The sequence below is a fragment of the Actinosynnema sp. NPDC059797 genome (genome assembly GCF_042732085.1).
In the GTDB taxonomy this organism is placed as follows: domain Bacteria; phylum Actinomycetota; class Actinomycetes; order Mycobacteriales; family Pseudonocardiaceae; genus Actinosynnema.
The window spans coordinates 1-17,439 of the sequence record NZ_JBHWIE010000147.1 but is presented as its reverse complement, the minus strand read 5'-3'; the positions used below and the strand labels follow the sequence as shown (position 1 = coordinate 17,439).

At 73.6% G+C, this 17,439-nt stretch carries 16 protein-coding genes and 2 pseudogenes; 10 read left to right on the top strand and 8 right to left on the bottom strand.

Annotated elements, in window-relative coordinates; genetic code table 11:
* Window positions 1–645: 645 nt before the first annotated feature.
* Window positions 646–1,437 (top strand): annotated as a pseudogene (locus ACFV4N_RS26630) (metallophosphoesterase); the annotation flags it as partial.
* A 51-nt stretch (window positions 1,438–1,488) separates the two neighbouring features.
* Here the strand turns inward: ACFV4N_RS26630 and ACFV4N_RS26625 are convergent.
* Window positions 1,489–1,605 (bottom strand): annotated as a pseudogene (locus tag ACFV4N_RS26625) (pentapeptide repeat-containing protein); the annotation flags it as partial.
* Between the two features lie 24 nt (window positions 1,606–1,629).
* Window positions 1,630–2,004, bottom strand: coding sequence for a YccF domain-containing protein (locus ACFV4N_RS26620; protein WP_499675332.1), 375 nt, complete (start codon window positions 2,002–2,004; stop codon window positions 1,630–1,632).
* A gap of 32 nt (window positions 2,005–2,036) precedes the next feature.
* Here ACFV4N_RS26620 and ACFV4N_RS26615 point away from each other — a divergent pair, with 32 nt between their 5' ends.
* Window positions 2,037–3,011: a Gfo/Idh/MocA family protein gene (locus ACFV4N_RS26615; protein ID WP_499675331.1), complete on the top strand. Its 975-nt coding sequence runs from the start codon at window positions 2,037–2,039 to the stop codon at window positions 3,009–3,011.
* Window positions 3,012–3,201: 190 nt separating this feature from the next.
* Here the strand turns inward: ACFV4N_RS26615 and ACFV4N_RS26610 are convergent, their stop codons facing one another.
* Window positions 3,202–3,756: a TetR/AcrR family transcriptional regulator gene (locus ACFV4N_RS26610; protein WP_499675330.1), complete on the bottom strand. Its 555-nt coding sequence runs from the start codon at window positions 3,754–3,756 to the stop codon at window positions 3,202–3,204.
* 43 nt (window positions 3,757–3,799) lie between these two features.
* Here ACFV4N_RS26610 and ACFV4N_RS26605 point away from each other — a divergent pair, with 43 nt between their 5' ends.
* Window positions 3,800–4,450, top strand: coding sequence for an HAD family hydrolase (locus tag ACFV4N_RS26605; protein WP_499675329.1), 651 nt, complete (start codon window positions 3,800–3,802; stop codon window positions 4,448–4,450).
* Here ACFV4N_RS26605 and ACFV4N_RS26600 read toward each other — a convergent pair.
* On the bottom strand, window positions 4,410–4,607 hold the full coding sequence (locus ACFV4N_RS26600; protein ID WP_499675328.1) for a hypothetical protein: 198 nt from the start codon (window positions 4,605–4,607) through the stop codon (window positions 4,410–4,412). The two genes, ACFV4N_RS26605 and ACFV4N_RS26600, sit on opposite strands and share 41 nt — an antisense overlap.
* 127 nt (window positions 4,608–4,734) lie before the next feature.
* On the opposite strand from ACFV4N_RS26600, the gene ACFV4N_RS26595 reads away from it, so the two are divergent.
* Window positions 4,735–5,121 (top strand): cold-shock protein, encoded by a 387-nt coding sequence (locus ACFV4N_RS26595; protein WP_033432288.1) that lies wholly within the window; start codon window positions 4,735–4,737, stop codon window positions 5,119–5,121.
* A 3-nt stretch (window positions 5,122–5,124) separates the two neighbouring features.
* On the opposite strand, the gene ACFV4N_RS26590 is transcribed toward ACFV4N_RS26595, so the two are convergent.
* The 3 genes from ACFV4N_RS26590 to ACFV4N_RS26580 all read right to left on the bottom strand — a co-directional run bounded on the left by ACFV4N_RS26590 (window position 5,125) and on the right by ACFV4N_RS26580 (window position 8,336).
* Window positions 5,125–5,595 carry a DUF2771 family protein gene (locus tag ACFV4N_RS26590; RefSeq protein WP_499675327.1) on the bottom strand — a complete coding sequence of 157 codons (471 nt, stop codon included), beginning with the start codon at window positions 5,593–5,595 and terminating at the stop codon, window positions 5,125–5,127.
* A gap of 85 nt (window positions 5,596–5,680) precedes the next feature.
* A complete protein-coding gene (locus tag ACFV4N_RS26585; RefSeq protein WP_499675326.1) occupies window positions 5,681–7,489 on the bottom strand; it encodes an MFS transporter in 1,809 nt (602 codons plus the stop codon).
* 73 nt (window positions 7,490–7,562) lie between these two features.
* Window positions 7,563–8,336: a glutaminyl-peptide cyclotransferase gene (locus tag ACFV4N_RS26580; RefSeq protein ID WP_499675325.1), complete on the bottom strand. Its 774-nt coding sequence runs from the start codon at window positions 8,334–8,336 to the stop codon at window positions 7,563–7,565.
* Between the two features lie 58 nt (window positions 8,337–8,394).
* On the opposite strand from ACFV4N_RS26580, the gene ACFV4N_RS26575 reads away from it, so the two are divergent.
* A complete protein-coding gene (locus tag ACFV4N_RS26575; RefSeq protein WP_499675324.1) occupies window positions 8,395–9,321 on the top strand; it encodes a DUF3027 domain-containing protein in 927 nt (308 codons plus the stop codon).
* On the top strand, window positions 9,318–12,149 hold the full coding sequence (locus ACFV4N_RS26570; RefSeq protein ID WP_499675323.1) for a sacsin N-terminal ATP-binding-like domain-containing protein: 2,832 nt from the start codon (window positions 9,318–9,320) through the stop codon (window positions 12,147–12,149). The genes ACFV4N_RS26575 and ACFV4N_RS26570 overlap by 4 nt, the downstream gene beginning before the upstream one ends.
* Window positions 12,150–12,208: 59 nt before the next feature.
* On the opposite strand, the gene ACFV4N_RS26565 is transcribed toward ACFV4N_RS26570, so the two are convergent.
* The gene (locus tag ACFV4N_RS26565; RefSeq protein WP_499675322.1) at window positions 12,209–12,481 is read right to left on the bottom strand and encodes a DUF2530 domain-containing protein; all 273 of its coding nucleotides are present in this window, start codon (window positions 12,479–12,481) and stop codon (window positions 12,209–12,211) included.
* Between the two features lie 73 nt (window positions 12,482–12,554).
* On the opposite strand from ACFV4N_RS26565, the gene ACFV4N_RS26560 reads away from it, so the two are divergent.
* The 4 genes from ACFV4N_RS26560 to ACFV4N_RS26545 all read left to right on the top strand — a co-directional run bounded on the left by ACFV4N_RS26560 (window position 12,555) and on the right by ACFV4N_RS26545 (window position 17,381).
* The gene (locus ACFV4N_RS26560) at window positions 12,555–14,024 is read left to right on the top strand and encodes an NCS2 family permease (protein ID WP_499675321.1); all 1,470 of its coding nucleotides are present in this window, start codon (window positions 12,555–12,557) and stop codon (window positions 14,022–14,024) included.
* A 69-nt stretch (window positions 14,025–14,093) separates the two neighbouring features.
* Window positions 14,094–14,525 (top strand): MarR family winged helix-turn-helix transcriptional regulator, encoded by a 432-nt coding sequence (locus ACFV4N_RS26555; protein WP_499675320.1) that lies wholly within the window; start codon window positions 14,094–14,096, stop codon window positions 14,523–14,525.
* A gap of 310 nt (window positions 14,526–14,835) precedes the next feature.
* Window positions 14,836–16,083 carry an MFS transporter gene (locus tag ACFV4N_RS26550; RefSeq protein ID WP_499675319.1) on the top strand — a complete coding sequence of 416 codons (1,248 nt, stop codon included), beginning with the start codon at window positions 14,836–14,838 and terminating at the stop codon, window positions 16,081–16,083.
* A gap of 539 nt (window positions 16,084–16,622) precedes the next feature.
* The gene (locus ACFV4N_RS26545) at window positions 16,623–17,381 is read left to right on the top strand and encodes an ABC transporter permease (RefSeq protein WP_499675333.1); all 759 of its coding nucleotides are present in this window, start codon (window positions 16,623–16,625) and stop codon (window positions 17,379–17,381) included.
* Window positions 17,382–17,439 lie beyond the last annotated feature (58 nt).

Sequence of the window (17,439 nt, the reverse complement as noted above, 5' to 3'; positions counted from 1 at the left end):
ATGGTCCGCCACTGCTCATCGCTCAACTCGTGCCTGCGGATCACGACCCAAGATCAAAGCAGACCAACCGCACCCGCTTTGAGGACAGGCCCTAGTGCGGTCGAACCGGCGCGGTTGAACGCGGTTGGACGCGGTTGAACCAGGAGGAGCGGGTTCGGCTGGGCTCCGGGCGGGCCGGTGGCGGACCGCTGTGGTCGGGCTGGGCTGTGGTCGGGCTGGGCTGTGGTCGGGCTGGGCTGTGGTCGGGCTGGGCTGTGGTCGGGCTGGGCTGTGGTCGGACCGGGCTGTGGTCGGGCTGGGCTGTGGTCGGGCTGGGACGTGGCCGGGTCGGACCGCGGTCTGCTCTCGGTCCGGCTCTGGTCTGGTCGGGTTGGCTGCGGGTGGGGCGGGTTGAAGGCCGTCCTGGTCGGGTATGAGCTGCGTGTGAGCACGGGTGGGACCGCTGCGGTCGGGACGGGGCGCTGGTGGGCGGCGCTGAAGACCGCCGTGGCCCGGGTCGGTGAACGCGTGGCGGAGCCGTGGCGTCACGGCGCGCCACCGCCGGCTCACCCCCGCGGGGGAGGCCGGCCGGACAGCCCGGAGCCGACCGGCCGACCACTGATCGACTTTTGGGCAGCGCCCCCCGATGTCGCCTATCGTCGCAGTGTGGAACGACCGCTCTTCGTGGTCGGCGATGTGCACGGGCACCTCGCCGAGCTGACCCGCGCCCTGCACACCTCGGGCCTGGTCGACGCCGACGGCAACTGGTCCGGTGGTGAGGCGGAGCTGTGGTTCCTCGGCGACTTCGTCGACCGCGGCCCGGACGGCATCGGGGTGATCGAGTTCGTGATGCGCCTCGCCGAGCAGAGCGGCGGCCGGGTCGACGCGCTGGTCGGCAACCACGAGGTGCTGCTGCTGGGCATGCACCGCTTCGGCGACGAGAACGTCCCGGGCGCGCCGACGCCGCGCAGCTTCGCCCGCAGCTGGCTGCTCAACGGCGGCCTGCGCAGCGACCAGGACCGCCTCACCGACGACCACATCGAGTGGCTCACCGGCCGCCGGGTGCTCGCCGAGGTCGACGGCCACCTCCTGATGCACTCGGACACCCTCGCCTACCTGGAGTGGGGCTCCACGATCGACGAGGTCAACCAGGCCGTCCGCGACGTGCTCAAGGGCAACGACCTCGAACAGTGGTGGGAGTGCTGGCGCAAGATGACCACCCGCTACGCCTTCCGCGGCCCGGAGGGGTCCGCCGTGGCCGCCGAGCTGCTGGAGGTGCTGGGCGGGCACGAGGTGGTGCACGGCCACAGCGTGATCGCCGACCAGCTGGGCGTGTCGCCGGAGCAGATCGACGGTCCGCTGCGCTACGCCGACGGCAAGGTGCTGGCCGTCGACGCGGGCCTCTACAGCGGTGGGCCGTGCCTGGTGGTGCGGCTGGACGACGCGGAACCGGCCGACGAGCCGGATGCCGTCGAGCCGGACGCCGCTGAATCGGACGCCGCTGAATCGGACGCCGCTGAGTCGGATGCCACTGAGTCGGGAGCCACTGAGCCGGGAGCCACTGAGCCGGACGCCGACGAGCCAGGCGCCGTCGAGCCGGACACCGGGCGGTAACCGGCTGAACACCCCTCGGGCGGTGTGCCCGGGGTCTCAGGCCGCCGGGACGATCTCCTTGCCCAGCGGGACCAGCGACACCGGCACGAGCTTGAAGTTCGCGATGCCCAGCGGGATGCCGATGATCGTCACGCACAGCGCGATGCCGGTCACCACGTGGCCGATGGCGAGCCAGATGCCCGCGACCAGGATCCAGATGATGTTGCCGATCAGCGACGGCGTCCCCGCACCGGGCCGGTCCACCACGGTGCGCCCGAACGGCCACAGCGCGTAGTTGGCGATGCGGAACGCCGCCAACCCCCACGGGATCGTGATGATCAGCACGCAGCACACGATCCCCGCGAGCACGTACCCGACGGCCAACCAGAAGCCGCTGAGCACCAGCCAGATCACGTTCAGGATGAGCCTCACCGGTCCATCTTGCCCGATTAAGCTGCGCGCTCGTGGTGAACCAACTCCGCTGGGGCGTCGTGGCTACGGGCGGCATCGCCGACGTCGTCACCGGCGACCTCCGCCTGCTGCCCGACGTCGAAGTCCTCGCCGTGTCGTCCCGCGCGCTGCCCAAGGCAGAGGCGTTCGCGGCCAAGCACGGGATCCCGCGCGCCTACGGCGACTACCGCGACCTGCTCGCCGACCCGGACGTGGACGTGGTCTACGTCGCGACGCCGCACGTCCAGCACCACGAGGTGACCCGGGCGGCGTTGGAGGCGGGCAAGCACGTGCTGTGCGAGAAGCCCGCCACGCTGACCTCGGCGGGCCTCCAGGACGTGGTGGACCTGGCGCGCGAGCGCGGCCTGTTCCTGATGGAGGCCATCTGGACCAGGTTCAACCCGCTGATCGTCGAGCTGGGCGAGCTGGTCCGGGCGGGCGCGATCGGCGAGGTCCGGTCGGTTCGGGCCGACTTCGGCTTCCCCCTGCCGCACGACCCGGCGCACCGCCTGTGGAACCGGAGGCTGGGCGGCGGCTCGCTGTTCGACCTGGGCATCTACCCGGTGTCGTTCGCGCACCTGCTGCTGGGCGAGCCGGACGTCGTCCACGCGCACGGGTCGCTGGTCGACGGGGTGGACGCGGAGATCGGCGTGCTGCTCGGCTACGAGGACGGCGCCCACGCGCTGCTCGGCTCGTCGCTGCGGAGCCCCCTCAAGGCCGCCGCGGTCGTGTACGGCACGGAGGGCCTCGTCGAGCTGCCGGAGGCGATGTACAACCCGAGCCGCATCGTCGTCAACGGCGAGGAGCGCCGGCACGAGCAGGAGGGCGCGGGTTACGTGCCGCAGTTGCGCGAGGTCGTGCGGCGCGTGCGGGCGGGGGAGACGGAGAGCCCGTCGATGACGCTGGACGAGTCGCTGGCGATCATGCGCACGATGACGCGCGCCGCCGAGCAGGTCGGCCTGACCTACGAGGACCTGGAAGCCCGGTAACCGGGCCCGATCGGGGGTGCGACCACCTGCGCGGCACGCTCGCCCGACCGAAATCGTCGTACCCCCTCGGTAAGATCGAAGCAGGGGTCCCCTTGCGGGGGACCCCTGCCGGCTCGCCGCTCGCAGCTCCGGGCTTGCCGTCCCGGACTCGCCGTCCCGGGCTCGCAGCCCTGGGCTCGCCGTCCCGGGCTCACCGTCCCGGGCAGGGCGGCAGCAGGGCCAGCGTCACCAGCACCACCGCCTCCAGGCTCCGGCTCCCCGGCGTCAGCAGGTGGCTCAGCGCCACCCGCACGACGGTCTCCGCGACCAGCTGCACCCGCTCCGCCGCCACCCCCGGCCAGTTCCCGCTGATGTGCTGCGCGAACACCGCCGTCGCCAGGGTCAGCACCGGCTGCCCCTTGGTGGTCAGGAACGGCAGCATGTCCTCGGCGTTCGCCCCGTTCAGCACGGACTTCGCCAGCGGGTCCCGGCCGGCCAGGTCGAACGCGAACGCGATCGCCCGCCGCAGGCCCTCGACCGGGTCGGCGGCCGACGCGAGGCGTTCGCGCACGCCGTCCAGGAACTCGGCCGTCTTGTGCAGCGCGACCGCCTGGACCAACCGCTCCTTGTTGCCGAACTCGTTGTAGACGGTCTGCCGGCTCACGCCGGCTTTCGTGGCGACGTCCACCATGCGCAGGCCGCGGGAACCGTGTTCGGCGACGAGTTCCACGGCCGCCTCCAGCAGGGACCGGGTGAGTTCCGTCACGGCACGAAGCTTGGCACAGCGGCCGCGCGGTTAGAGTCGGGTCGTGCCGTTGACCGTGGGCTTCGACCTGGACATGACCCTGATCGACCCGCGACCCGGCATGGCGGCCGTGATGGACGCCGTGGCAGCCGAGTCCGGGTACCCGCTCGACGGCGCCCACTTCGCGGCGAACCTCGGCCCGCCCCTGGACATGGTCTACCGGGGTTTCGGCGTGCCCGAGGAGGAGATCCCGGCCCTGGTGGACCGGTTCCGCGCGCTCTACCCGGAGGTCGTCATCCCGGCCACGGTCGCGCTGCCCGGCGCGGCGCAAGCGCTTGCCTCGGTGCGCGAGCTGGGCGGGACCACGATCGTGGTCACCGGCAAGTACCGGCCGAACGCGGCGCTGCACCTGGCCGCGTTCGACTGGGAGGTGGACCACCTGTTCGGCGAGCTGTGGTCGACCGGCAAGGCGGAGGCGCTGAAGGCGCACGGCGCGGCCGTCTACGTGGGCGACCACGTGGGTGACGTGCGCGGCGCGAAGGCCGCCGGGGCGGTGGCGGTCGGTGTGGTCAGCGGGCCGTGCGACGCGGACGAGCTGACCGCCGAGGGCGCGGACGTGGTGCTGCCCGACCTGACGGGTTTCCCCGACTGGCTGCGCGCGAACGCGGCCCGGCTCAGCGCCGACGGGGCCGCCGGGCGTCCCGCACCGCGCTGAGCACGCCCAGCGCGAGACCGGCGGGCGCCAGCAGCCACCCCGCGGCGAACACCCAGGCGGGCAGTCCCCGTTCGCCCACGACGAACATCGCGACGATGGCGACGACACCCAGCGCGAACAGGGCCACTGCCAGGGGCATCAGCTTCGAGGTCGACACGCCCGCCAGGGTAGTCCCGCTATCGGAGGTGCCCCGGGGGCGGTGTTCTGGCTAGTCTGGTGGGACGCGCCCTGGGCACGCCCCGGGCGCGTTCGTCGTGTGGATGACACAGGGATTGGTGAGCACGGTGCCGACCGGCAAGGTCAAGTGGTACGACTCGGAGAAGGGTTTCGGCTTCGTCACCCAGGACGGTGGCGAGGACGTCTACGTGCGGAAATCCGCGCTGCCTCCCGGTGTCGAGGGCCTGAAGGCCGGTCAGCGCATCGAGTTCGGCATGGCCGAGGGCCGGCGCGGCCCGCAGGCGCTGTCGGTGCGGCTGATCGACCCGGCGCCCTCGGTGGCCGAGGCGCGGCGCCGCCCGGCGGAGGAGCTGCACGGCCTGATCGAGGACATGATCAAGCTGTTGGAGCTGAAGGTGCAGCCCGAGCTGCGCCGCGGCCGGTACCCGGACCGGAAGAACACGAAGCTGATCGCCGAGGTGGTCCGGGCCGTCGCGCGGGAGCTCGACCCGTAGACCTCAGCTCTCCACGGTGAGCACCCACACCCGCCGCGCGACGAAGTCGAACGCGCCGGTGGTGCTGGTCTGGATGCGCCTGCTCAGCTGCTGGACCTCGACGCCCAGCAGCTGGTCGTCGGGGTTCGGCAGGGTGAGCGTGTAGGCGTGCTTGGGGTCGCTGACGGTGAACACCGCGCTGCGGCCGGGTTCCTGCTCGACGCCCGCGGCGTCGCGGTAGCGGAAGTTCACGCCCCACGCGGTGTCGGCGACCTCGCCCGGCACGGAGATCTGCACCGGCTTGCCCGGGCGGACCCGCAGCGAGCCCTGGGCCGCCGGGTCGCGCCGGCAGTTCTCCGCGTCGATGTCGCAGTCGTCGAACGGCGGGAGGTCGACCGCCTCGCCGTCGGCGTAGAAGGTCACCTCGGGCGGGTGGGGCGCGGCGCAGGCCGTCGCCAGGAGCAGCAGGAGCACGGGCAGCAGGACTCGGCGCACGGCCGTCGAGCCTACGGGGCCGCGTGGCCGGTGCCGCGAGGTGGCCGGTCCCGTCAGGCTGCCGGGTCCGCCGGGCTGCCGGGTCCTACGGGGCGACCGCGGTGGGCCGGAGCGGGCGGTCGCCGCCGAGGCCGGGGATCAGCGTGGAGCCGCGCCGCGTCTGGATCGTCTGCGCCAGGCCGACCGCGAGCAGCACCGCCAGCACGGTGAACCCGATCCAGTACTCGGTGGGCAGCAGCACGCCGAGCGCGCCGCCGAACACCCAGCCGAGCTGGAGGATCGTCTCGGACCGGCCGAACGCGGAGGCCCGGGACTCGTCGGGCACGTCGTCCTGGATGACCGCGTCCAGCGACACCTTGGCCAGCGAGCTGGCCGTCGCGCCGACGAGGCCGACGACCGCGGCGGTGGTCAGGCCGGGCAGCGCGGCGGCCACGACGACGGACACCAGCGCCGCGGCCAGGCAGCCGATGACCACCTGGTCGGGCGCGCCGAAGTGCAGCCGCGCGCCCACCGCGTTGCCGAGGAAGCTGCCGACGCCCGCGGCGCCCGCGATCACGCCCAGCAGCAGGACCTGGAGGAACGCGTCGCCCTCGGTCTGGGCGCGCACCACGAACGCGGCGAACAGCATCAGGAATCCGGTGAGCATCCGGATCGCGCCGTTGCCCCACAGCGCCACCACGACCGTGCGGCCCAGGGCCTGGCGGCTGGCCTTCTTCGGCTTGGCGCGCAGCGACGCGGGCACCTCGCCCTCGGTGACCTCCACCCACGCCGGGATGCGCAGGCAGTAGTAGGCGTTGGCGGCGCACAGGGCGGCGGTGAACCACAGCGCGCCCGGCGAGCCGAACAGGTTCGCGAACCCGGCGGCGAACGCGCCGAACACGCCGCCCGCGGCCAGGCCGAACACCGTCATCCGGGCGTTGGTCTTGGCCAGGGTGATCTCGCGCGGCAGCACGCGCGGCGTGATCGCGGCCTTGAGCACGGTGAACGACTTCGACAGCACCATGCTGCCCAGCGCCGCCGGGTAGAGGGCCCAGTTGTCGAAGTTCAGCGCCATGACCGCCGACAGCAGCACGCGCAGCACGCACGACGCGGCCAGCGCCAGCCGCCTGCCGTGCTGGAGCCGGTCCAGCGCCGGGCCGATGACCGGGGCGACCAGCGCGAACGGGGCCACGGTGATCAGCAGGTAGAGGGCGACCTTGCTGCGGCTCTCGCCGGTGGCGGCGGAGAAGAACAGGGTGTTGGCCAGGGCGACGGCCATGGCGGCGTCGGCCGCGTAGTTCAGCATCACCGCGTAGGTGAGGGAGGACAGGCCGGACTGCTTGGCGCCGTCGGCGTGGGCGGCGCGGCGGAACGTGGCCACGGCCTTGCCGGTGAGCTGGCGGGTGCGGAACCAGGCGACGCGGGTGACGGTGAGCTTCTTCGGCGGGGTCGGCGCGGTGGGCCGGTCGTCGGGTGGTGGCGCGAAGCGGGCGGTGGACTCGGCGCGCGGGTCGTCCTCGTACCAGGACTCGGCGCCGCGCGAGGGCCTGGTGCGGGGCTGCCCGGTCCAGGAGTCGGTGGTCCGGGGGTCGCCGGTCCAGGGGCCGGTGGCGCGGGGATCGTCGGCGCGGCGGCCGGTGGCGCGGCGGTCGGTGGCGCGCGGGTCGCCGGCTCGGGGATCGCCGGTCCGGGGGCCGGCGGCGTGGGGCTCGGTGGGGCGGGAGTCGGCGCGCGGGTCGGTGGTGCGGGGATCGGGCCACTCGGCGTCGGGGCGCGGGTCCGGCCGGGTCCCGCGCGGCCCGGTGTCGAGCGGCGGCGGCTCACCGGGGGTCGGGTACGGCCGGGTGCGCGGCTTGTACTCGTCGTCCTCCCACGGGTACCGCCGCGACTGGTCTTCCGGCCGAGGGGGTGTCACCCCGCCAATCCTGCCTCACCGGCAGCGACCTGTCCCCCGCATTGACCGCCTCCGGCGCGACCCGGCCGGGACCTCACCCGCCGGTGAACCTGATCCGGAAGATCGTCGGCCAGTTCTTGCCGGTGACCAGGAACTCGTCGGTGCCGGGCACGGCCGCGATGCCGTTGAGCACGTTCGAGGCGGGCACGTCGTCGGGGCGCAGCCCGGACAGGTCCACGGTCGCGTCGACCCGCCCGTCCGCCGGGTCGATCCGCACGACCTCGTCGGTCCGCCACACGTTCGCCCACACCCGGTCGCCGACGCACTCCAGCTCGTTCAGCTCGGTGACGGGCCGGCCGTCGCGGGTGACGCGGGTCGAGCCGGTCTCGGCGAAGGTGCCGGGGTCGCGGAAGGTCAGCTCGTCGGTGCCGTCGCTCATGACCAGCCGGTCGCCGTCGCGGCACAGGCCCCAGCCCTCGCCCTCGTAGGTGACGCGTCTCACCTCTTCGAGGGTCCGCCGGTCGCGTTCGATGGCCACGCCGTCGCGCCAGGTGAGCTGCCAGAGCCGGTCGTCGACGACCGTGATGCCCTCGCCGAACAGGTCCGCGGGCAGGTCGACGCGCTGCTCCACCTCGCCGGTGCCGGGGTCCACGCGGCGGATCGACGACTGCCCCTCCAGGCCGGTGCCCTCGTAGAGGACGCCGTCGACCAGCTCCAGGCCCTGCGTGAACGCCCCGGTGTCGTGCGGCAGCGTGCCCAGCACCTCGAAGCCGGTCGGCACGCCGCCGGAGCCGCCGGTTGGGCCGCTCGGCGGCCCCCCGCACGCCGCCGACAGGAGGAGGACCACCGCCACCAGGAGCCACCGCACGTCCGAAAGGGTGGCACGTGTGCGCGGGGCTGCGAAGACGTGCGGCACAATTCACGGTGTGACCGCCACGCCGACCCAGCAGCCCCATCCCGTGCTCGCCGATGACGCGGCCGTCCGGCTCGCCCGCGCCGCCGCGCGGGAGGAGGCGGGCCCGGAAGCGGTGGGCGACCACGTGGGCGTGGTCGCCGAGGACGAGGCCGCGGTCACCCACCTGTTCGAGGCCAGGCACGCCGGCTACCGGGGCTGGAACTGGGCCGTCACCGTCGCGTTCGGCGGCGAGGGCACGCCGCTGTCGGTGAGCGAGGTCGTGCTGCTGCCCGGTGACGACGCGCTGGTCGCGCCCGACTGGGTGCCGTGGCACGAGCGGGTGCGGGCGGGCGACCTGGGCGTGGGCGACCTGCTGCCGGCGAAGGAGGACGACCCGCGGCTGGCGCCCGGCTACGTCGCCTCCGACGACCCGGCCGTGGAGGAGGTCGCGCTGGAGGTGGGGCTCGGGCGCGTGCGGGTGCTGTCCCGCGAGGGCGTGCTCGACGCCGCCCAGCGGTGGCACGGCGGCGACTTCGGGCCGCGCAGCGACATGGCCCGCAGCGCGCCCGCGAACTGCGGCACGTGCGGCTTCTACCAGCGGATCGCCGGGTCGCTGGGCGCGGCGTTCGGGGTGTGCGCGAACGAGCTGACGCCCGCGGACGGGCACGTGGTGCACGTGGAGTACGGGTGCGGCGCGCACTCGGAGGTCGAGGTGGAGGGCGGCTCGGCGGTGCCGGTGGCCGACCTCGTCTACGACGACGCGGTGCTGGACGTGGAGGCGAACGCGCCGGGCGGGGAGCTCTCCGGCGGCGCCGTGGCGGAGCCCACCGGTGAGGTGTCGGCCCTGGCCGTCGACCGGGCCGCGGCCGCCGAGGCCGGGGTGTCCGAGGCCGGGGTGCCCGGGGCCGGCGAGCCCGGGGCCGGCGAGCCCGCGCCGGCCGACGAGAGCGGGCGGTGAGCCCGGAGCAGGGCGACCCGTTCGGCACGGCGGCGCTGCGCGAGTCGGTGCTGGCCGCGTGGCGCGGGTCGCCGACGAGGTTCCGCGAGGACGCCAACGCCGAGGAGGACCTGAGGCTCGGCGGCTACCGGGACCGGCTGCTGGTGGAGCTGGCGCAGAACGCCGCCGACGCGGCCGGCGCGACGCCCGGCGTGCTGCGGCTGTCCGTTGTGGACGGTGAGCTGCGGGCGGCGAACACCGGCGCCCCGCTCGACGCGGCCGGGGTGGCGGCGCTGGCGTCGCTGCGGGCGTCGTCGAAGTCGGCGGACACCGTCGGCCGGTTCGGCGTCGGGTTCGCGGCGGTGCTGGCGGTGACCGACGCGCCGCGCGTGGTGTCGCGCGGCGGCGGCGTGGCGTTCTCGGCCGACCGGACGCGGGAACTGGTGCCCGAACTGGCGTCCGCGCGCGGCGGCGACGTGCCGGTGCTGCGGCTGGTGTGGCCGACCGACGAGGCGGACCTGCCCGAGGGCTTCGACACCGAGGTGCGGCTGCCGCTGGAGGTCGACCCGGACCCGCTGCTGGCGGAGTTCGCCGCGCAGGCGCCGGACCTGCTGCTGGCGCTGCCCGGGCTGCGGCGCGTCGAGGTCGGCGCGGACGCGTGGGAGCGGTCCGAGGCGGACGGCGTGGTGGAGCTGACCGGGCCGGCCGGGGTGCGGCGGTGGCTGGTGCGCCGCGACGGCGGCGAGCTGCCCGCCGAGCTGGTGGCGGGCGTCGAGTCGCGGCCCCGGTGGTCGGTGTGCTGGGCGTGGCCGATGGACGAGCCGCTGTCCGGTGACGTGCTGCACGCCCCCACGCCCACCGACGAGAAGCTGTCGCTGCCCGCCCGGCTGATCGCGACGCTGCCGGTGGAGCCGTCGCGGCGGCGCGTGCTGGCGGGCCCGGCCGCGACGTTCGTGCTCGACCGGGCGGCCGCGGCGTACCCGGCGCTGGTGACCGCGCTGCCCGCCGTGGAGCGGACCGCGCTGGTGCCGCTGCCCGGCTTCCCCCTGTCCGAAGTGGACGACCGGCTGCGCACCGGCGTGCTGGCGGCGCTGCGCTCGGCGTCGTGGCTGCCGCTGGCCGACGGCGAGTGGACCGCGCCCGCGTCGGCGAAGGTCCTGGACGTCGCGTCGTTCGAGCTGGTGGAGCTGCTGGAGGACGTCGTGCCCGGCCTCCTCGACCACGAGCTGACGCTGCCCCCGCACGCCAGGGCGCTGGCGGCGCTGGACGTGCCGCGCATGGCGGTCGCGGAGGTCGTCGACGCGCTGGCGGGCGTCGGCGGCGACCCGTCGTGGTGGCGGCAGGTGTACGAGGCGCTGTCACCCGTCGCGGACGTCGACTCGGCGGCCCGCGAGGCGATGGGCGCGCTGCCCGTGCCGCTGGCCGACGGGCGGCTGGTCGGCAGCCCGCGCGGCGTGCTGGTGGGCGCGGAGCTGGTGCCCGTGCCGGGGCTGCGCATCGCGCACCCGGAGGCGGCGCACCCGCTGCTGCTGAGGCTCGGCGCCACCGAGGCCACCCCGGCCGAGCTGCTGGACTCCGACGCGGTGCGCGACGCCGTCCGGCACAGCCTGGACGACCCCGCCATGGACGGCCCGGAGCTGGTGGACACCGTGCTGCGGCTGGTGGAGCTGGCCGGCGGGCGGCCGTGGCTGGGCGAGCTGGCGCTGCCCTCCGCCGACGGCGAGTGGCGGCGGGCCGACGAACTGGTGCTGCCCGACTCGAAGCTGCTGGAGGTGCTGGAGGCCGACGCGCCGTTCGGCGTGCTCGCCGACCGGGTGGCGTCGGCGTGGCCCCGCGACGTGCTCACCGCCGTCGGCGTCGTCGACGGGTTCACCGTGGTCGAGGACGACTCGCCCACCGAACCCGACCACGACCTGGCCGACGAGGGCTACTGGTGGGACGGGTTCGACGTGCCGCCCACGCGCGTCCTGGGCGTCCGCGACCTCGACCTGGTGGCGCGCGACGCGTGGCCGCGGGCACTGGCGATGATGGCGGCCGACCCGGCGGTGTGGCGGGCCGTGACCGAACCCGACGGCTACACCTCCTGGTGGCTGGCCCGCTACGCCACCCTGGACGGCGTGCCGCTGGGCGCGTGGCGGCTGCCGGGCGCGGACGCCCTGGAAGGGCTGTACGACGTGGTCCCGGAGGTCGACCTGCCACCGCACGTGCTGGCCGCCGCCGGCGTGCGCACCGGGCTGGGCGTGGCCGACGAGGACGACGTGAAAGACCTGCTGGCGCGCCTCGGCGACCCGGCCCGCCGGCTGTCCGACGCCCTGGTGCTGCGGGTGCACGCCCTGCTGGCCGAGGTGGCCGACTCGGTGGGCGTCGAGCCGCCCGACCGGGTGCGGGTGCTGACCGGCGCCGCCGTGCCCGCCGACGACGTGCTCGTGCCGGACCTGCCGTGGCTGCTCGGCGTGCTGCCCCCAGACCAGGTGCTGGCCGCGCGGGGCTCGGCGCCCGCGCTGGCGGAGCTGCTGGCCCTGCCGCTGGCGTCGGAGGAGGTCTCGGGGGAGGTCCTCGGCGACGGCGACGAGGTCGTCTGGTCCGACCTGGGCGCGGTGCGCCTGGCGTGCGACCTGCTCGGCGTGGACCTGCCGACGGGCACCGTGGTCGTGCACGACGACCTGGTGGTGACCGCCGAAGGCGAGGAGCACCCCGTGTCCTGGTGGGTCGACGGCGACGTCGTGCACGCCGCCGACACCCCCGAGGGCCTGGCCAGGGCCCTCGCCTGGACCGTCGGCCGGTGGGACGACCGCCACACCTTCGCCGCCCTCATCACCGACCCGACCCCGTCGGTCCTGCTGGGCTGACCCCCGGGGCGCCCGCCGCCCCGCCACGCCTAGTCGGTCAGCCGCCGCCCCCGCCACGCCTAGTCGGTCAGCCCCTGCCCCTGCTGCGCGGTCCGCTTCCCGCGACGCGCGGCCGAGCGCTGCCACGTGAACACGCCGTAGCCGACCAGGCCCAGCACCCAGCCCGACACGCACGTCCACAGCAGCGTCTGCTGCTCCCGCCAGAACACCAGCACGACCAGGAACGCCAGGAACCACAACACCGCCCCGCCGAGGATCGCCGGCACCGGGTCCGCCAACCGCGGCGGCAGGGGAGGGGGCGCGGGGAGGTCGGCTGCGTCCTGTTCTGCCACGTCAGGCAGGCTACCTCCCCGAAACACGGGTGGGGCACGCTCTGCCTCTCGCCACACCGACCAAGGAGATGAGATGGCCACCGCCGCCGACACGCCGCCACGCTCCAAGCTGGACTCCTTCTTCAAGATCACCGAGCGCGGGTCCACGGTGGGGAGGGAGGTGCGCGGCGGCCTCGTCACGTTCGTGACGATGGCCTACATCGTCGTGCTGAACCCGCTGATCCTGGGCAGCTTCGCCGCCGACGACCCGTCCGCCAAGGTCGACGTCCTCGGCAACATCCTCACGATCCCGCAGGTCGCGGCCGTGACGGCCCTGGTCGCCGGCGTCATGACCATCCTGTTCGGACTCGTCGCCAACTACCCGTTCGCGCTCGCCACCGGCCTGGGCATCAACTCGTTCGTGGCCGTCTCGATCGTGCCCCAGGTCAGCTGGCCGGAAGCCATGGGCCTCGTCGTCGTCAACGGCCTGGTCGTGCTCGTGCTCGTCGTCACCGGCGTCCGCACCGCCGTGTTCAACGCGGTGCCCGCCGAGCTGAAAGCCGCCATCGCGGTCGGCATCGGCCTGTTCATCTGCTTCATCGGCCTGGTCGACGCGGGCTTCGTGCGCCGCGTCCCCGACGCCGCCGGCACCACCGTCCCGGTCGGCCTCGGCATCAACGGCTCCATCGCGTCCTGGCCCACGTTCGTGTTCGTGGTCGGACTGGTGCTGACCGCCATCCTCGTCGCCCGCAAGGTCAAGGGCGGCATCCTCATCGGCGTCCTGTCCGCGACCGTCCTGGCCCTCGTGATCGAGGCCATCGTCGACGCCGGCCCCTCGCAGGGCACCAAGGCCACCGGCTGGAACCTCGGCTACCCGGCGCTGCCCGACCAGGTGTTCGGCCTGCCCGACCTGTCGCTCCTCGGCGACGTCTCCTTCGGCGCGTGGACCCGCCTGCCCGCCATCACCGCCGCCCTGCTGGTGTTCACGCTCGTCCTGACCGACTTCTTCGACACCGTCGGCACCATGACCGGCCTCGGCAAGGAAGCGAACCTCATCGGGCCCGACGGCCAGCTCCCGGGCGTGTCCAAGGCGCTGTTCGTCGACGGCGTGGGCGCGGTCGCGGGCGGCGTGGCCTCCTCGTCGTCCAACACCGTCTTCGTCGAATCGGCGTCCGGCGTCGCCGAGGGCGCCCGCACCGGCCTGGCGAACGTCGTCACCGGCCTGCTGTTCCTGGCCGCCATGTTCCTCACCCCGCTCTACGCGGTGGTGCCGATCGAGGCCGCGGCGCCCGCCCTGGTGATCGTGGGAGCGCTGATGATCGCCCAGATCAGGGAGATCGACTTCACCGACTTCTCCGTCGGCCTCCCCGCGTTCCTCACCATCGTGATCATGCCGTTCACCTACTCGATCGCCAACGGCATCGGCGCGGGCTTCGTCAGCTACGTGCTGTTGCGGGCGCTCACCGGACGGGCCCGCAGCATTCACCCCCTCATGTGGGTGGTGGCGGCGGCGTTCGTCGTCTACTTCGCCATCGGCCCCATCCAGGCCCTGCTGAACGGCTGAGGGCCGGCGTCGGGCGATCCGGCCCACTTCACCAGGACGGGAAGCGAGATCGTGAGGTATGCTAACTACGTGACGGAGATCGAGGTCGAGACCGGACTGGCGAGCCGACTGCGGCTGGCAGTGGTCCGGCTCAACCGACGGCTCCGCGCCCAGCGGGTGAACTCCACGATCTCGCTCACCCAGGTGTCCGCCCTGTCCACGCTGCACAAGTGCGGACCGCTGACACCGGGCGAGCTGGCCGCCAGGGAAGGCGTCCAACCACCCTCCATGACCAGGGTGATCGCCGCCCTGGAGGAGTACGGGTTCGCCACCCGCCGCCCCCACCCCACCGACGGCCGCCAGGCCATCGTGGAACTCACCGAGGCGGGCCTGGGCTACATCAACGAAGAGGTGTCCGCCCGGGAGGCCTGGCTCGACAAGCGCCTGGCCGAGCTGACACCGGAGGAACGGGGCGTGCTCTCGCGCGCCGCCGGGATAATCGACAGGATGGCGGGGCAGTAACGACGTGCCGGCGTACGCGGGTGGTGCAGGGTCGGAGCAACTCGAACCCAACTCGACCGCACCCCCGCCGGCCGCAGCTCCGCCTGCCGCAATTCAGCCTGCCGCAATTCAGCCTGCCGCAATTCAGCCTGCCGCAATTCAGCCTGCCGCAATTCAGCCTGCCGCAACTCCGCCTGCCGCAACTCCGCCTGCCGCAGCTCGGCCTACCGCTCCGCCGGCTGCTGCTCCGCCCACCGCAGCTCCGCCAGTTGCCGCCGCTCCTCCGGCCGCCCCTCCACCGGTTGCCGCCGCCCCGGCCAAACGCGCCGGCATGTTCGCCTCCCTGAAAATCCGCAACTACCGCCTCTACGCCACCGGCCAGGTCATCTCCCTCATCGGCCTGTGGATGCAGCGCGTGGCCCAGGACTGGCTGGTCCTCGAACTGTCCGACGGATCACCGGTGGCCCTCGGCATCGCCGCCGCGCTCCAGTTCGCCCCCACCCTGCTGCTGTCCCTGTGGGCGGGCGTGCTCGCCGACCGGATGGACAAGCGCAAGCTGCTCCTGGTCCTGGAAACCGGCCTGGGCCTGTGCGCGCTGGTCCTGGGCCTGCTCGACGTCACCGGCGTGGCCCAGCTGTGGCACGTCTACCTGCTGTGCCTGCTGCTCGGCGCGGTGTCGGCGGTCGAGACACCCGTGCGGCAGAGCTTCGTGGTCGAGATGGTCGGACGCGACCAGCTCACCAACGCCGTCGCGCTCAACTCCATGACGTTCAACCTGGCCCGCATGGTCGGCCCGGCCGTCGCCGGCGGCATGATCATCGTGGTCGGCACCGGCTGGGTCTTCCTGATCAACGCCGTCACGTTCGTCGGCGTGATCGCCGGCCTGCTCCTGATGCGGCCCGCCGACCTGCACCGGGGCGACCCCGTGCCACGCGAGAAGGGCCAGCTGCGAGCCGGCCTGCGGTACGTGCGCAAACGGCCCGACCTGGTGATCCTGCTGTTCCTGGTGTTCTTCATCAGCACGTTCGGCCTGAACTTCTTCGTCACCCTGGCCGTGCTGGCCCGCAACACCTTCGGCGGCGACGCCGACGCGTACGGCCTCCTGTCCACCATGCTCGCGATCGGCACGTTCGCCGGCGCGACCCTCGCGGCCAGGCGCAGCACCCGCGGCAAACCCCGCCTGCGACTGCTGATCACCGGCGCCCTGGCGTTCGGCGTCCTGGAGATCCTGGTCGGCTTCATGCCCACGCTGTGGCTGGCAGGCGCGGCGCTGATCCCGGTCGGCATCGCCATGATGACCTTCACGACCACCGCGAACGCCACCGTGCAACTAGCCGTCGAACCCGCCATGCGCGGCCGCGTCATGGGCCTCTACATGCTGGTCTTCCTGGGCGGCAACCCGGTGGGCGGCCCGGTGATGGGGTGGCTGGCAGAACATTTCACCGCCCGCGCCCCCATGGTGTTCGGCGGCGTGGTCTCAATCCTGGCGGCCCTGGTCGGCGGCGTGGTGCTGGCCCGCCGTGGTGGGATCACCCTGCCGAAGCCCCGTCTCGGGCTGCGCCGCCGCCTTCGCGCTTGAGACCGCGCTGCCCCTGAGGTCGCGCTGCCCTTGAGGTCGCGCTGCCCTTGAGGTCGCGCTGCCCTTGAGGTCGCGCTGCCCTTGAGGTCGCGCTGCCCTGGGGTCATGCCTAGCTGACCTGGGTCAGTTCCCGCTGCCCTCAGGCCTGTGCCGCGCGCTCAGATTCGGGCCTTCCGCCTGGGGCCGCGCCTCACTGCCTCGGGCGTCGGGGGTCTCGTGCCTGCGCCTGGCTGCCTCGCGGCTCCCGTGCCGCCTCCTCGCGGCTCCCGTGCTCAGGTTTTGCCGCCGCTTTGCCTGGGCTCCAAGGGCGGCTCGTGCCTGGGTCTTGGTCTACCGCCTTCCTTCCGTCCTTCCCTCCATCGCCGCGTGCCTGTGCCACCCGCCGTGCGCCGCCTCCATATTTCCGGCAACGTTCGCCGTGTTGACATTGATCCCGGATCAGGCTTCGTTAGCTCGTTCGTGTCATCGTTATGATGACAACCGCCTTCAGGCTACCGCAGGTGCCGGGGGTGGCGGAACCTCACAATCGTGTTGTGGTGATCAACGCGGACTGGGGCCGCCTGCTCGTCGTGTGCCTGGTGCTCACCGCCGGCGCGGGCGCTGTGCTGTGGTTGGGCGGCCTGGCTTCGCCCCGGCCGGTGGTTCGGGCGGCCCTGCGCGCGGCGGTTCAGCTGGCCGCCGTGTCGGCGGTGATCGCCGGGGTGTTGGCTTCGTTGCCGCTGACGGTCGCGTTCCTGTTGCTCATGGCGGTGGTCGCCACGGGCACGTCGGCGGCCCGCGCGAAGACCGGTCGGCGCGGGTGGTGGGTGGCCGTCGCCATCCTCGCCGGCACGGGGCCGACCGTCGCGGTGCTGCTGGTCAGCGGTCTGGTGCCGGTGGAGGGGATCGCGCTGGTGCCGGTCGGCGGCATCCTGGTCGGCGGCGCGATGACCGCGACCACCCTGTCCGTGCGGCGGGCCCTCGACACCCTGCGCGACCGGCACGGCGAGTACGAGGCCGCGCTGGCGCTGGGCTTCACCGAACCGGTCGCGGTGCGGGAGCTGGTGCGCCGGCCCGCCGCCGAGGCCCTGCTGCCGGCGCTCGACCAGACCCGGACGGTCGGCCTGGTCACGTTGCCGGGCGCGTTCGTCGGGATGCTGCTCGGCGGCGCGCCGGTGTGGCAGGCGGGCGCGCTCCAACTGGTCGTGCTGCTGGGGTTGCTGCTGGTGGAGGCGAGCGCGATCGCGGTGGTGGTGGAGCTGGTCGCGCGGGGCTTGGTGCGACGGGGTTCCCAAGAAGGTGATGTTAGGCTAACCTAAGTCACGTCGCTTCGTGGTGGGAGCGGCAGTCAGTTCGGGAACAGACGAGGCCCCGCCC

Bases quoted from the DNA above. Each gene is read 5' to 3' on its own strand.
- ACFV4N_RS26560 (WP_499675321.1), top strand. From the start codon at position 12,555: ATGGCCACCGCCGCCGACACGCCGCCACGCTCCAAGCTGGACTCCTTC.
- ACFV4N_RS26550 (WP_499675319.1), top strand. From the start codon at position 14,836: ATGTTCGCCTCCCTGAAAATCCGCAACTACCGCCTCTACGCCACCGGC.